The following is a 13,176-nucleotide window of genomic DNA, read 5'->3' as shown; positions in this document are numbered from 1 at the left end:
GAAACATCACGAGTTGATGAAAGTCGGCGGATGTTTAGCAGTGAACTGATGATATAAACAGAAAGCCAGCCCGTTGAGGCTGGCTTTAACTTTATACCCTATCGATACCCTATCGCTCTATGGCACACCGTGGCCTTTCGAAGCTACCCAAACCCGGAACCACTGTTCGCGGGTCAGCGTTAGATCCAGCGCGGCTACAGCCGCCTTGACGCGGTCTATTTTGCCGGAACCAACGATAGCCAAAGGCTTGGATGGCAGCGCGCGAACCCAGGCATAGATCACCTGATCAATACTCTCGGCGCCAAGCTCTGCACGCAGTTCTTCCAGCACGCTGCGTACCCGCTGCGCCTGCTCGCTCTCACCGTTGAAAATATCACCGCCGCCCAGACAAGACCACGCCATCGGACGAGTGCGCAGCATTTGCATCTGATCCAGCGTACCATCATGAGCGACTTCAAAATTAAGCGGGTTAATCTCCACCTGATTGGTCACCAGAGGTTTATTGATGCGTGACTGCAGCAGATTAAACTGCGATGGACTGAAGTTAGACACACCAAAGTGCTTCACTTTGCCGACTTTATGCAGTTCGGTAAATGCTTCTGCCACTTCATCTGCATCCATCAGCACATCCGGACGATGGATCAACAGCACGTCAATTTCACTCACACCGAGGCGCTGCAGCGAGTTATTGACTGACTGATAAATGTGCGCGGCACTGGTATCGTAGTGATTGATTTGACGTTCCGGGAACTGATCGCTGCACAGCTTAATGTCGCATTTAGTGACAATCTGCAGCTGTTCGCGCAAAGAGGGATCCAGCGCCAGCGCTTCGCCAAACAGAGATTCACATTGATAGTTACCGTAAATATCAGCGTGATCGACAGTGGTGATACCCAGTTCAACGTGCTGTTTGAGGAATGTCAGTCGCTCCTGAGGCGACATGCCCCATTCCGTTAACCGCCAGTAGCCCTGTACCAACTCAGATAAATCCGGGCCTTGCGGGGCAATCGTTACTTTCGCAACCATGGTTGTACTCCTTTTTCTTTGTCTGACATCCTAAGCTTGTTTTCCGCTGACCTCAACGGATAGACTGTCGAAGTTCGAACTGGAGTACGAAGTTGTGAGTTTTGCAAACCGATTACAAACATTAATAGGTGCTGAAAGCATCAGCGGTTTTGCCCGCCGGGTGGACATTTCAGAAGCACTGATCAGAAAATACCTCAAAGGCAGTGAGCCCAGCCTGAGTAAAGCCAACCAAATTGCCATGCGTGCCAATTGTTCACTCGAATGGTTGGCTACCGGCTGTGGTTATTTATACCGCCAGGCTGAAGTCGTAGATATGGCGGCCTGCGTTCTGGCCCATACATTCGTAACCGGGCAGGAGCTGTCACCCAATCAGCAGGAGCAACTGCAACAGGTCATTGCCGGTTATCAGTATCTGCGCGCGCACAAAAAGGCCGACGGCTATCTGGACGAAACCGCTATGGCTGCGTTTCTGCAGCGTCATCCCAAAGCGTTGACACCGGAGCCTGTGTAAATAACAGTTGTACACTCTGCGCGTTGCTGTGCAGCTCTGCAAATCCATAGCGCGCCTGCCAATACAAGGTCTTGGGAAACTGGCGCGCATGCTGGCTGATAAACAGCACCAGCTCCCGATCCACCTGCTGCGGTGTCTGGTGCTGAAGACGCCGCACAACATCGAACCGCGCTTCACCGACAGTGACTTTGCGCAGCTCAAAACCATCACTGCGCAGTCCGAGCTGGAGCTGACTCCAGCTGTGAAGAGTGTAGTCAGTATGCAAAATCAGCGATGGACGAGCGATAGGCGTGGCTTCCCCTGTCTGCGCCCACACCCGGGTCGCGTAGTAGTAAAAAGGCTCGCTGCACCAACTCTTCTCTGTATCTTGTTCGCTGCATTCGAACCAATCGGCACGTTGAGCTAGCTGCTCAGGGGCGAGAGCCTGCTTTCTCCCCTCCAGATAAGACTGTAAAAAATCCGGATGAACAGCCAACACATCATGGCTCCACACAACTGCGGCACCACTGCTCCACAAAATAAGCATCAAAGACCACTTTTTCATCGGACATCCCACTGTTCCTTCCCATTTAACCCAGTGTGCCGCGCCAGCACCGACCAGACAAGCGCCCGCCTCTACGCCCCTGAACAGCGAAAACTGTGAACGGCTTCAATAGTGCGGGGCGTAGCCAAGAGAATGATGTCAGTTCGTTTTTTGCCCGCTATGGTTAACGCGCAATAATTCTAAAAAGAAACAAGGACCTGAACCGACATGAAACCCAGTACCCTGGCTATGGCACTGCTTACTCTGGCACCGGCCGCATCAGCGATGCCAAACCTGACGATCGCCACCACAACCAACAGCCGTGATTTCCCGCTCAACAGTGAACAGCCGTTGGTTATTCCCCTCACCAAAGACAGCTATACCCTGACCGTTACCGGGCTGACCGGCGACTGTCGTGCGCCCGAAGAACAGCAAGTTAAATTCAACACGCCAGTATCACTTAATTGTGATGCAGCTACCGTGTTGCCACTTAAAATACGCTTTAGTGGCGACTACGCGTTTCAATACGATGCTAAAGCCTTCACTCTGACCTTTGTGCGTCAGCCCAAAAACAGCGCCAAGACCGAGTTCAAACGCCCTGTCCCGAATGTCAGCTGCGAGGTGTATGCCGGCGGTGAGGTCACTCTGAATCTGGGCGATACCTTCAGCGACGGGACCCGGCTGCGAGAGACATTCAGTGGCCAGGTCGTCACCGTCCGCCAAAGTCAGGTCAGGCTCACACCCTCTGCTGACAGTGGCGGGCTGGTGCTGCTCGAACCCGTCACACCGACCTCGCATAACTTTAATTACCGTAATGCCAACATCTACTTTGTCATGGTGGACAGATTCAATAATGGCGATCCGGAAAACGACCACAGTTATGGCCGGCATAAAGACGGTGAACAAGAGATCGGCACCTTTCACGGCGGTGATCTAAAAGGTGTGATTGATAAACTGGATTACATTCAAAGCCTGGGCACTGACGCTCTCTGGTTATCACCGGTGGTGGAACAGGTGCATGGTTTCGTTGGTGGCGGCGACAAAGGCGCTTTCCCTTTTTATGCCTACCATGGCTACTGGACCCGTGACTTTACCAAACTGGACGCCAACTTTGGCGTGGATGACGATCTTAAAACCTTAGTCGAACAAGCTCATCAGCGCGGTATGAAAGTGTTGCTGGATGCAGTGGTCAATCACGCCGGCTACGCCACACTGGCTGACTTACAGTTGGATGGCATTAAAGTGGTCGACCCGGCGCGTTTACCGCCAAAATGGAGTGACTGGGCACCCGCTGCGGGACAAAACTGGCACAGTTTTCATCAGAATATCGATTATCAGAGTCCGAACTGGAAAAACTGGTGGGGCGGCGACTGGGTGCGAGCCGGACTGCCGGGTTATCCGCAACCGGGCAGCAGCGACATCAGCATGACTCTGGCTGGTTTGCCCGATTTTCGCACCGAATCAAGACAACATGTCACCCCGCCGCCATGGTTACTGAATAATCCTGGCACCCGAGTGGTGGCCCGAGACGGGTATGATGTTTCTGATTATCTGATTGAGTGGCAGAGCGACTGGGTCAGACGTTTCGGTATTGACGGCTTCCGGGTGGATACGGTTAAGCATGTCGAAGGCGAAGTGTGGCAACGCCTCAAACAACAAGCCAGTGAAAAGCTCAGCCAATGGCGCAGCGAACGTGGCGAGCAAGGTCTGCCATTTTGGATGATGGGCGAAGTTTGGGGACACACAGCCTACCGCAGCCCCTACTTTGACGATGGGTTTGATGCCTTAATCAATTTTGATTTACAAAAACGTATGGATAACGGCGCCGCTTGTTTAAGCCAAATGGCGGACACTTACAGCAGCTATGCTAAAACACTGGCCGAACAACCAGATTTCAACCCGGTCAGTTACATGTCTTCCCATGATACTGAACTGTTTTTTGGCCGCTTCAACTCACTGGAGATGCAGCGCAACGCGGCGAATGCTTTGCTGCTGACGCCCGGCGCGATCCAGGTTTACTACGGTGATGAGGTCGCCCGGCAAGTCGGCCCATATGGGGATGATTTTCATCAGGGCACCCGTTCCGATATGCTGTGGCAACTCGATTCACAACGAGAGGCACTGCTCAGACACTGGCAACATCTGGGGCAGTTCCGTCAGCGTCATCCGGCGGTCGGGGCCGGCAAGCATCATGTGATCCCAAACAACAACGCCTACGTTTTCTCGCGTATTTTAGCTGACGATAAGATCGTTGCCGCCTATGTAGGACGACCACCGGCGGAATAATTCAGTGACACCGCTGGCGATCAAAAAAGGCAGCTTGACGCTGCCTTCTTGATTCATTCGACTAAGATCAGAACTTGTAACCCGCTGCCACCATGAATACCCAAGGGTTGATGTCAACGTCGGTAGACTGTGACACACCGCCTGCTTTGTATTTGGCTGTAGTTTCAATGTTCGCGTACCACACCGCTGCGTTAGCAAACCAGTTGTCGTTGATCTTGTAATCGACACCAATGTTCGCGGCCAGACCCCAGGAATCATCCAGTTTCAGATCGCTCAAAGTGCCATCAACATTCGAGTTAAACTTCTCATCAAAGAAAATGGTGTAGTTGATACCGGCACCGACGTAAGGACGAAAATCTGCATTTGGTTCCATGAAGTAGTACTGAACCATCAGTGTTGGTGGCAGGTGCTTGGTTTCACCGATTTTACCCAGACCACCTAAGTCGGTTGAAATGTCATGAGAAAATGGTGACGCGGCCAGCAATTCCACGCTGACATGATCAGTCAGCATGTAACCCATTGTTAAACCCAACTGGGTATTGCTATCGACATCCAGTTCTTCATCCGAACCGAGGATCTTATCACTGCTGTCATTTGGGACTACCGCAGCCAGACCAGCTCGAACAAAGATGTCACCTTCTTGGTGCGCCAGGACGTTGGTTGAAGCTAGAGCTGAAAGGATTGCGAGTCCGCAAAGTGTCTTTTTCATTATTGGTATTCCTTTTTCTGGGGCTTGGTTTTTAATTTTTGTTGCTGCGCACAGTAGCACATAAAGCCCACACTATTTTGATGGAAATCAATTTGTAAAACTAATTGTGCTAAAAAATAAAAAAATGGGGATTAAATCACCGTTTATTTGTAATTAAGCAAGAACTCAACCACTGAGCAATGAATAGGTATCACTATGAAAATTCGAATAAAAATTGATTTAGATCAATTCTTATTCGAATTAAATTTCCAGCTTTTGAAGCCGTTCTACACTTATCAAGGCGAGTAAAAAACGGCACATACAGGAGGGCGTTATGAGCTTAATTCCGCGTGACTCTTGGTCAGATATCTATCGTTTATTCGATAATACATTTCCATCAATTCGGCCACGATTTGATGCAGATACTTTCTCACCACGTGTCGATGTCATTGAGAAAGAAACAGCATTTGAAATTATTGCCGATTTACCCGGCGTGGCGAAACAGGACATCAACATCACCTGCCGGAATGGTATGTTGACGATCGAAGCGTCGACAACGAAAGACGAAGAAACCAAAGAGAATGATAAAGTCATCCATAAAGAACGCTATCACGGCAAAATGGTGCGTAGCTTTTCTTTGGGCGACAATCTGGACATGAAACAGATTTATGCCGAATTTGAAGAAGGTGTGTTAGTGGTTGTAGTACCGAAATTGGAGGGAAAACCAGAAGAAAGCCAACGCATCCATATCAGCTGAGACAGACTTATCTTGCAAGCGGCGTGGTCACAGACGCCGCTTTTTTATTGTGGATAATTTGCCGATGATTTGACCTTCCGCTAACACCGCATGCAGCAGTATTGACCAAAATAGCAAAATGAAGAATCACCCTTTTGAGCTGCTATGAAACCTCTCATCGTATTGTTAATCACTCTGCTATTCAGTAGCGTAGCCTTATCCGGGCTTCGAGTGGGCACACCGCAGACCAATCTGACCACGGCCAGTTATCCGACGCAAAAACAAGCCGCCCAAGCAGGAGACGAGCTGATCGAACAGTTAGAAACCATGTCACCGAGTGCTCTGCAGTATGTCTTACCTGCCGAAAGCGCACAAAATCGTCGCGATGGTATTGAAATCAGACAGTTACGCCGTAGTGTAAAACCGGTCTCAACACAAGCAGGTCAGATCGAGTTTCAAAGCATTGTCACGGTACATTACGCATACTCAACCGGACAATCTGCGCGCTGAACCTGTATACGGCCTGCCGCCGCTGCTTTTTTACTGAGTTGTGCGTTACTGGCTTTTGCGGGTTAATAGCGCCGCAATAACCAGCCCCAGACCAATACAAGCCAGCAACGTGCCAACAAACGCCAGCGCAGAATAGTGCAACAGAGTTAAACCGGCACCCAGCCCAATCAGAGTACATCCGCCGACTGCCCAGGCCGCGCTGTGTATTTTCCCTGGTTTCTCTTTCATAACATTTGTCCATGTTGATGAGCCTAAACGTTTTGTCTTAAACAAATCATCGCCTTGATTAATCATGGCACACTCAGCAACGATCCGGTGTCATTGGGTGAATTATTCCGGGTAATTCGAACTCAATTCGCATCAGCCTTATCCGGCCAAACTCGACACCAAGTTCACTCTGCTGTTCAGCGGCCGGCAGAGCCTGAGACGTGCTGCCCTCTCATTGCCGTGTTGCTTGCTGACACATCGGATGGATATCGCCCCTGTGCTTAATGACATTTACTGTAACAAAGTGATTTTAGCCGTACTGGCAAGTTGAGAATGCAGAAAATAACGGCTCAGCGAAACGAGATAAATTGGGAAGTTATCAGCATATTCGTCGCTGAGTCTCTCCTCTTCTGCGACTTTGAAAAAAGGACATTTCCTACGAGGACACACACCTTAATGCGCCAATGGCCACTCGACCCCAGGCAACGCCTTGTTACAGTGTGCCTCCATATTGCTCCGGTGTGTGTCCATATTACTTCAGTGAATTATTTTGATAACTCTGCTTTCGCCTCAGCTAACTCTTGTCTGGCCTCTTTCAACTTTTTCTTACGTTTCTCTATTTTTTCCGGATTACCTGATTGTTTAGCCTCATCCAAATCCCGAAGACGCTGTGTGACTTCATGTTCCTTCTCGTGAACATCAGACAGACGCTCACGGCGCAGACTTTCGTCTGTACAATGTTCGCGAACTTCGCGCAAAGCCTTGTGCAAGCCATCGGCACGATGCGGGTTATTGTGCTTATGAGCCTGTTCAATCTGCTGCTTTATATCGTGTTCTTTTGCAGCACAGCCGGTAAGCTGAGGCTTTGCCAGGGCCGAACAAACCGGAAGTAGCACCAACAGTCCTGTAACTATAGTTCGTTTCTTCATACCATATCTCTTTGATAAAAATTAGAGGCATTCTGGCACAAGCAACAACCGATTAAGTTCGGATAACGTAAATTCCACATTAAAACTATGCCTTTATTTTTCTTTTGTCATCGGCAGTTGCAGGGACACACTGTCACTCATTAGCCAAAATCTGCTACCCGGTTCCGCAGCCACGCTGCCGCTGCGGCAAAGTCACTCCATCCGGTCGCATGGAAAAATCGTGGGACAACTGACAGCCAGCCAAACGCGCAGGCTGATCTCAAAATGAGAGTGAAACGCCGCAGGTAACAACCAAGCGCCCGCGGTAACGTCACAAGTGACTGGTTGACCGCAACAAAGTGCTTTACCATGCCAGTTATCAGAATCGGTTTGTGAGCCATCAATGGGCAGTAAACATAACAGTAATCTCAGCATCCTTCTTAGACTCAGTACGTTTGTTTCCCCTTACAAATGGCGTGTCACGGCAGCACTGATAGCTTTAGTGACGACCGCCAGCCTGACGTTATCCATCGGTTACGGAGTGCGTATCCTGATCGATCAAGGGTTTGCTCAGCAATCGTTGCCACAACTGACCAGCGCGATTCAATTTATTGTTGCTCTCACGCTGTGTATTGCTGTCGGCACCTTCTTTCGCTTCTATCTGGTATCCTCAGTCGGTGAACGCGTCAGTGCCGATATCCGGTTGGCGGTGTTTAACCATGTGATATCGCTTCATCCGAGTTATTTTGAAACCCACAGCAGCGGCGATATTATGTCGCGCCTGACCACAGACACCACCTTGCTGCAAAGCATCATCGGTTCCTCCTTTTCCATGGCCATGCGCAGCGCCCTGATGTGTGTCGGGGCCATCATCATGCTGTTTGCCACGAATTTTAAGCTGACCTTAATCGTCCTCGCGTCAGTACCTTTTGTATTAGTCCCTATTTTGGTTTATGGCCGGCGGGTGCGCGCATTATCACGCCAAAGCCAGGACTCGATGGCCGACGTCGGCAGTTATGCCGGTGAAGCGATAGAGCATATAAAGACCGTACAAAGTTTCGGCTCACAGCAATATGAAAAAGCCGCCTTTGCGGTTGAGGTGGAAAAAGCATTCGAAGTCGGCAGGCAACGGGTGCAGCAGCGTGCCATTTTAATCTCCGGAGTGATTGTGATTGTCTTCAGCGCGATTGCAGGCATGCTCTGGGTCGGCGGCAGTGACGTGATTCATGGCCAAATGTCTGCAGGCGATCTGGGCGCTTTTGTGTTTTACGCCATCATGGTCGCCTCATCGATGGCAACCATTTCAGAAGTACTGGGCGAGCTGCAAAGAGCCGCAGGAGCCACCGAACGCCTGATTGAGATCCTGCAAGTAAAAAGCGAAATCAGCGCGCCGGATGATCTTGTGCCGATTCACCCGACCACGCCCGCAGAGATAATGTTTGATTCGGTCAATTTCAGCTACCCTTCCCGCCCTGGTCAGCATGCCATCAAACAGCTCGACCTGACCGCAGAACAAGGCAAGGTACTCGCGCTGGTTGGCCCGTCCGGCGCCGGTAAAACGACCTTGTTCGAATTATTGCAACGCTTCTACGATCCGCAGCAAGGCCAGATTCGGTTCGGAGGCGTGGACATTCGCCAGCTCGATCCCAACGATCTTCGCCGCCAGATGGCACTCGTACCGCAGCAACCTGCGCTATTCAGCCAGGATGTATTGCATAACATTCGTTACGGCACGCCCGAAGCAAGCGATGAGCAAGTGATTGCCGCCGCAAAAAAAGCCCATGCGCACGAGTTTATCGAGACACTACCGCAGGGTTATCACAGCTTCTTGGGAGAACGCGGCGTCAGGCTATCCGGCGGGCAAAAGCAGCGCATTGCTATCGCACGCGCGATTCTTAAAGATCCGAAAATCCTGCTACTGGATGAGGCGACCAGCGCACTCGACAGCGAAAGTGAACACCATGTGCAGCAGGCACTGGAAGCATTAATGAAAGGCCGCACCACACTGATCATTGCGCATCGTTTGTCCACCATCCAGCATGCCGATAAGATAGCCGTCCTGGACGGCGGTACTTTGGTCGATATCGGTGATCACCAGTCATTAATACAAAGTTGCGAACTTTATCAGCGCCTGGTCGCCCTGCAGTTTAAGCACCTGACCTAAGGCGATATCAGTCAGTTTTAATTGAATCGCTTTTTCATTTTCATCAACGCCTTGGTTGGGTGAACATGATTAATGTGTAGACTGGACTAGATTAAAGGGAGTAGGCCACTCCCTTTAAACTTATTTATATCCCTTCCTTAAATATATAAACTATCCATGTGTATTTATGAGACCAAAGTAGACTTACCAAAACGCAGGCTTATCGTAAAATTCAGACAAGATCTGCCTATGCACACAGCAAGACAAGATTATTCGGTGGCGTACTCCAGCGTTGATGGGTCTGACGACATATCAATTAAATGCCCTACAGAGTAATCATTCATCGGCGTGGTGGTATAGAAGAACAATGGCTCGACGGGTAAACCAAATGTATCGAGTTGCTGTGTCGCCGCTGAAGAATATTTGATTCCCCACATATCAAACACATTTCGCTGATCATGGCCGGTCAGTTTAGATAATGTGATCAGCAAGTAGTCATTTCCATACTGACTGTTTCTTGAGCTATCGCGGTCCGGTCGAGTCGCGTACGTACTAAAGCCAAGCTTGCCCTTTACATTATCCCAATCGTCTGCTGTCTCTTGGGTGCTGTTGTCGACGTCCGCCGCTAAAAACTCACGTGCATGCAAATACAGCAAAGTATAGATTTCCCAAGGCGTTTGGGCATCACTACTATTTTGCTTGTCAGCCCAATACAGAGCCCATTGAGTGTAAAACGCTAATCGCTTGTTCCCTTGCACCGCGTATGTCGCGTCTGTCCAAAGATCCTGATTCAGCTTATCTGAAGAGTTTCCGTTTTGTAAACCAGCCACTAACATATTAAACGTCGCTTCATAATCCACTTTGTTGGAACCTAAATCGACGCCAAAATCTTGGTACAAACGCCCATTCTTTTGCAGTGGGAAAATGTTATTGGAGACTTCGCCACTGATGCCACCATCCACTCTAAATTCTTGATATTGTAAGTTATGGCCCAACTCATGACTTTCTAAAAAGCCTCGGGGATCGACGCCTTGTGCTTGACTATAAGGATTGCCACTACAGCCCGCGCCACATGCTGCGGTATTTCCGGCCGTAATGTGCTGAACATCTGGAAGTTGATGCAATTCCGCATTTTCACAATCCCATCCGAACCGATTACACTCTGCTAACACGGCTGCCGACAATGGCTTTGTCCCTGCGAAGCCCGCCATATGGTAAGCACCACCAATAAAGTAGTTATCTAACTCATTGAGGTATTTGGTTAAATCGCCAGCATAAACACCATTATTGACCACACTCAGCATCTGATCGACGCGGGTATGAATCTCGACACCATCAAGTTTTATTTCAGCCCATTCAAACGGGGTTTGAGTTAACTCATTAACAAACGCGTTAACGTCTGCATTTTCACGTAAATTCAACACAGGTTGCGCACCAACATTGGTGACTTTGAACGTCACGGTTTGTCCAGCTTCGGCGCCATTAAAGCGAACTTCCAATGTACCACCATAAGGAGAGTTCACCTCCACTGGCTCGGCTGGATTTAATGGGATATTCGGACTTTGCAAAAAACGCGGACGGGCATAACCGACAATGCCAGAGCCTTCTTTAGGGTTCCAAACCCGGGTGCCACCTGCTGGCGTGGTATTCACGTAGACACTGACACTTGCACTGCCTGCATCGACAAGTTCAATAGTCGCGGTAGTGCCTGGCTTAATGTAACGTTCCAATGCGGTAAAACCACTGTCTTCTGGCAAGGTGACAGTCACGGTTTCTTGCTGAGGTGACACAGGCAGTTGGGTTTGATCCGTTAAGGTAAATGTGCCCATATCAGGTTGCGCTTCCCCAACGCGACGCAAGTATGTCACCATGGCGTCTGACACATAAGCTTTCTGAAAACGGTAGTCAGCCATATCCTCTTCTTTGAACATTGGATAAGTCATTGTGCGACGGTTGAGATCCGCCCAAATATTAGCTAAGCGATAAAATTCATTTCCCGGCGCAGAAAATAGTGGTGTCCCCGCCTTGGTGTAGCCATCAAACACATCACGTAGCGCATCAACAGGCTCAACTAATGTCACATCTAAGTTTGGAACATCCGGACACTTAAACGTACCTGCAGAATTCACACAAGAACTCCAATCGTAACTGGTGTTCAATGTACCCTCATGTAACGCCATCAAGAAAGGCAAGTAATCGCGGAACGGATTGGAAAGTAACTCAATATTTTCTGTCGCACTACGACCACCTGTATATTGATCTTGTTTAAAGTAGTTGCTAGCGCCCGTCGTCGCATATTCCATCCCCATCGCGGCCAAGATCTTCGCGCCTTCCTCCGGCAAGAACTCACCGTGATTGTGGAGATACAGTATTGGCACTCCAGATTGCAGTAAGGCCGATACCTGACTTTGCAGATCACCAACTTCTTTGTCGACAGCACTGAGCAACACCAGATCAGATTGCTGTGCACAGGCGAGATTCTCTTCATCTGTTCCGCCAAGCACTGAGCACTGAGACTGAGTCACATCAATGCCAATATGCTCAAACGGTGCCTCGACACAATCTTTAAACTCAGATTGACACACCCAGCCAGAAGATAAGTCATAAGCAATGTTGAGCTGATTGGGAATGGCAGTATTCGCATCGCCACTCACTAACCAAGATAAAACTCGTTTAAAGTCGGCTTGGTATGTATCGAGATAGGTATAATTACTGTCATTATCTGGAGCTAAAAAGTTACCACCAAAAGCCACCGCCCGCACACCATCATGGCCTTGTATCGTCGCCAACGTATTACCATCGTCTCCCATAATGAGTGGCGTTGCTCCCTGCGCGCCCATCGGTTCTATCAATACTGAACGTCTCCAAATGAGATATTGTGACGGTGCGCCATTCCCAAGCACATCACTTAGCAATGAGGTGTTGGATTCAATCGTTTGGTTGGCTGAAGCGAGCATGGCCTCCAGCACCATAGGTGCATCTTCAACGCTGAGAGAAGATATATCACCATCGTTTAACGCGGCTTGTAAAGCGACTGGAAGCTCATTCGAATCGCCGGTATCGGCATCTTCTACCGGGTTTTGCACAATCTCATCAGACGTGGAGCCATTTTTATTATCGTCACTGCCACCGTTACAACCGAGCAGTAAAAAAGGCAATACAGCCAGAAAAAACATTTTGAACATGGTGGTATTTATCCAAGAAGTTACAAGAAACCTTACAGTGAAAGCGTCCAAACAAGATTACATTATTACCATGACATTACAATGTAACATTCGCCTTTTCCAACCTCCTTTAGCAGCACCGCTATTGGATCTCTTCACAGACAGTTTTCCCGAAAGAACGATAGTGGCCTACCGTAGTATTCCGCATCTCGCGTAATATCAGGGTATATGTCCAGTATAAAGCGGAGAGCTTGTCGAGCAGCTTTTCTTGCTATTAAAACTATAAATCATCTTTACTCTCCCCCATAAAAAACAATCACTATTTAATAACTAACTGCATGTTTATGTTGAAATAAGATAATTTTTTTATTATTGAATTTAATAATAATGAAATTAGTACAATTAGCCTCACAATAAGTCGTAAGTAATCTTCTTTTGCTACGTCTGGACGCGTAACCTGTAACCCTATTTCCT

The 13,176-nt window shown here is 49.0% G+C and carries 11 protein-coding genes; 5 read left to right on the top strand and 6 right to left on the bottom strand.

The features are described from left to right. Positions 1–117 precede the first annotated feature (117 nt). Positions 118–1,026: an aldo/keto reductase family oxidoreductase gene (locus J0X00_RS03545; RefSeq protein WP_282476333.1), complete on the bottom strand. Its 909-nt coding sequence runs from the start codon at positions 1,024–1,026 to the stop codon at positions 118–120. Positions 1,027–1,120: 94 nt separating this feature from the next. On the opposite strand from J0X00_RS03545, the gene J0X00_RS03540 reads away from it, so the two are divergent. Then, complete coding sequence (locus J0X00_RS03540) at positions 1,121–1,537, top strand: helix-turn-helix transcriptional regulator (protein ID WP_282476332.1); 417 nt, start codon at positions 1,121–1,123, stop codon at positions 1,535–1,537. Here the strand turns inward: J0X00_RS03540 and J0X00_RS03535 are convergent. After that, positions 1,482–2,081 (bottom strand): hypothetical protein, encoded by a 600-nt coding sequence (locus tag J0X00_RS03535; protein ID WP_282476331.1) that lies wholly within the window; start codon positions 2,079–2,081, stop codon positions 1,482–1,484. The genes J0X00_RS03540 and J0X00_RS03535 overlap by 56 nt on opposite strands. Positions 2,082–2,288: 207 nt before the next feature. On the opposite strand from J0X00_RS03535, the gene J0X00_RS03530 reads away from it, so the two are divergent. Further along, positions 2,289–4,346, top strand: coding sequence for an alpha-amylase (locus J0X00_RS03530; RefSeq protein WP_282476330.1), 2,058 nt, complete (start codon positions 2,289–2,291; stop codon positions 4,344–4,346). Positions 4,347–4,413: 67 nt separating this feature from the next. On the opposite strand, the gene ompW is transcribed toward J0X00_RS03530, so the two are convergent. Next, positions 4,414–5,055, bottom strand: a complete 642-nt coding sequence (gene ompW, locus J0X00_RS03525) for an outer membrane protein OmpW (RefSeq protein ID WP_282476329.1) — start codon at positions 5,053–5,055, stop codon at positions 4,414–4,416. Positions 5,056–5,368: 313 nt separating this feature from the next. On the opposite strand from ompW, the gene J0X00_RS03520 reads away from it, so the two are divergent. Both J0X00_RS03520 and J0X00_RS03515 read left to right on the top strand, forming a co-directional pair. Next, the gene (locus J0X00_RS03520; RefSeq protein WP_136486910.1) at positions 5,369–5,791 is read left to right on the top strand and encodes an Hsp20 family protein; all 423 of its coding nucleotides are present in this window, start codon (positions 5,369–5,371) and stop codon (positions 5,789–5,791) included. 144 nt (positions 5,792–5,935) lie between these two features. Beyond that, on the top strand, positions 5,936–6,280 hold the full coding sequence (locus J0X00_RS03515; RefSeq protein WP_136486912.1) for a DUF3316 domain-containing protein: 345 nt from the start codon (positions 5,936–5,938) through the stop codon (positions 6,278–6,280). A gap of 45 nt (positions 6,281–6,325) precedes the next feature. On the opposite strand, the gene J0X00_RS03510 is transcribed toward J0X00_RS03515, so the two are convergent. Continuing rightward, on the bottom strand, positions 6,326–6,508 hold the full coding sequence (locus tag J0X00_RS03510; protein WP_218561823.1) for a hypothetical protein: 183 nt from the start codon (positions 6,506–6,508) through the stop codon (positions 6,326–6,328). 524 nt (positions 6,509–7,032) lie between these two features. Next, positions 7,033–7,416, bottom strand: coding sequence for a DUF1090 domain-containing protein (locus J0X00_RS03505; protein ID WP_282476328.1), 384 nt, complete (start codon positions 7,414–7,416; stop codon positions 7,033–7,035). A 382-nt stretch (positions 7,417–7,798) separates the two neighbouring features. Between J0X00_RS03505 and J0X00_RS03500 the strand changes: the two genes are divergently transcribed. Next, the gene (locus J0X00_RS03500; protein WP_282476327.1) at positions 7,799–9,559 is read left to right on the top strand and encodes an ABC transporter ATP-binding protein/permease; all 1,761 of its coding nucleotides are present in this window, start codon (positions 7,799–7,801) and stop codon (positions 9,557–9,559) included. A 248-nt stretch (positions 9,560–9,807) separates the two neighbouring features. Here the strand turns inward: J0X00_RS03500 and J0X00_RS03495 are convergent, their stop codons facing one another. Next, positions 9,808–12,723, bottom strand: coding sequence for an ImpA family metalloprotease (locus J0X00_RS03495; protein ID WP_282476326.1), 2,916 nt, complete (start codon positions 12,721–12,723; stop codon positions 9,808–9,810). Positions 12,724–13,176: the final 453 nt, after the last annotated feature.

This window comes from Vibrio sp. ABG19, from assembly GCF_029962385.1.
GTDB classification, from domain to species: domain Bacteria; phylum Pseudomonadota; class Gammaproteobacteria; order Enterobacterales; family Vibrionaceae; genus Vibrio; species Vibrio ostreae.
Note: the sequence above shows the minus strand (reverse complement) of the source record. Positions and strands in the feature narration are given on the sequence as shown.

Bases quoted from the DNA above. Each gene is read 5' to 3' on its own strand.
- J0X00_RS03545 (WP_282476333.1), bottom strand. From the start codon at position 1,026: ATGGTTGCGAAAGTAACGATTGCCCCGCAAGGCCCGGATTTATCTGAG.
- J0X00_RS03535 (WP_282476331.1), bottom strand. From the start codon at position 2,081: ATGAAAAAGTGGTCTTTGATGCTTATTTTGTGGAGCAGTGGTGCCGCA.
- J0X00_RS03530 (WP_282476330.1), top strand. From the start codon at position 2,289: ATGAAACCCAGTACCCTGGCTATGGCACTGCTTACTCTGGCACCGGCC.
- ompW (WP_282476329.1), bottom strand. From the start codon at position 5,055: ATGAAAAAGACACTTTGCGGACTCGCAATCCTTTCAGCTCTAGCTTCA.
- J0X00_RS03520 (WP_136486910.1), top strand. From the start codon at position 5,369: ATGAGCTTAATTCCGCGTGACTCTTGGTCAGATATCTATCGTTTATTC.
- J0X00_RS03515 (WP_136486912.1), top strand. From the start codon at position 5,936: ATGAAACCTCTCATCGTATTGTTAATCACTCTGCTATTCAGTAGCGTA.
- J0X00_RS03510 (WP_218561823.1), bottom strand. From the start codon at position 6,508: ATGAAAGAGAAACCAGGGAAAATACACAGCGCGGCCTGGGCAGTCGGC.
- J0X00_RS03505 (WP_282476328.1), bottom strand. From the start codon at position 7,416: ATGAAGAAACGAACTATAGTTACAGGACTGTTGGTGCTACTTCCGGTT.
- J0X00_RS03500 (WP_282476327.1), top strand. From the start codon at position 7,799: ATGGGCAGTAAACATAACAGTAATCTCAGCATCCTTCTTAGACTCAGT.
- J0X00_RS03495 (WP_282476326.1), bottom strand. From the start codon at position 12,723: ATGTTCAAAATGTTTTTTCTGGCTGTATTGCCTTTTTTACTGCTCGGT.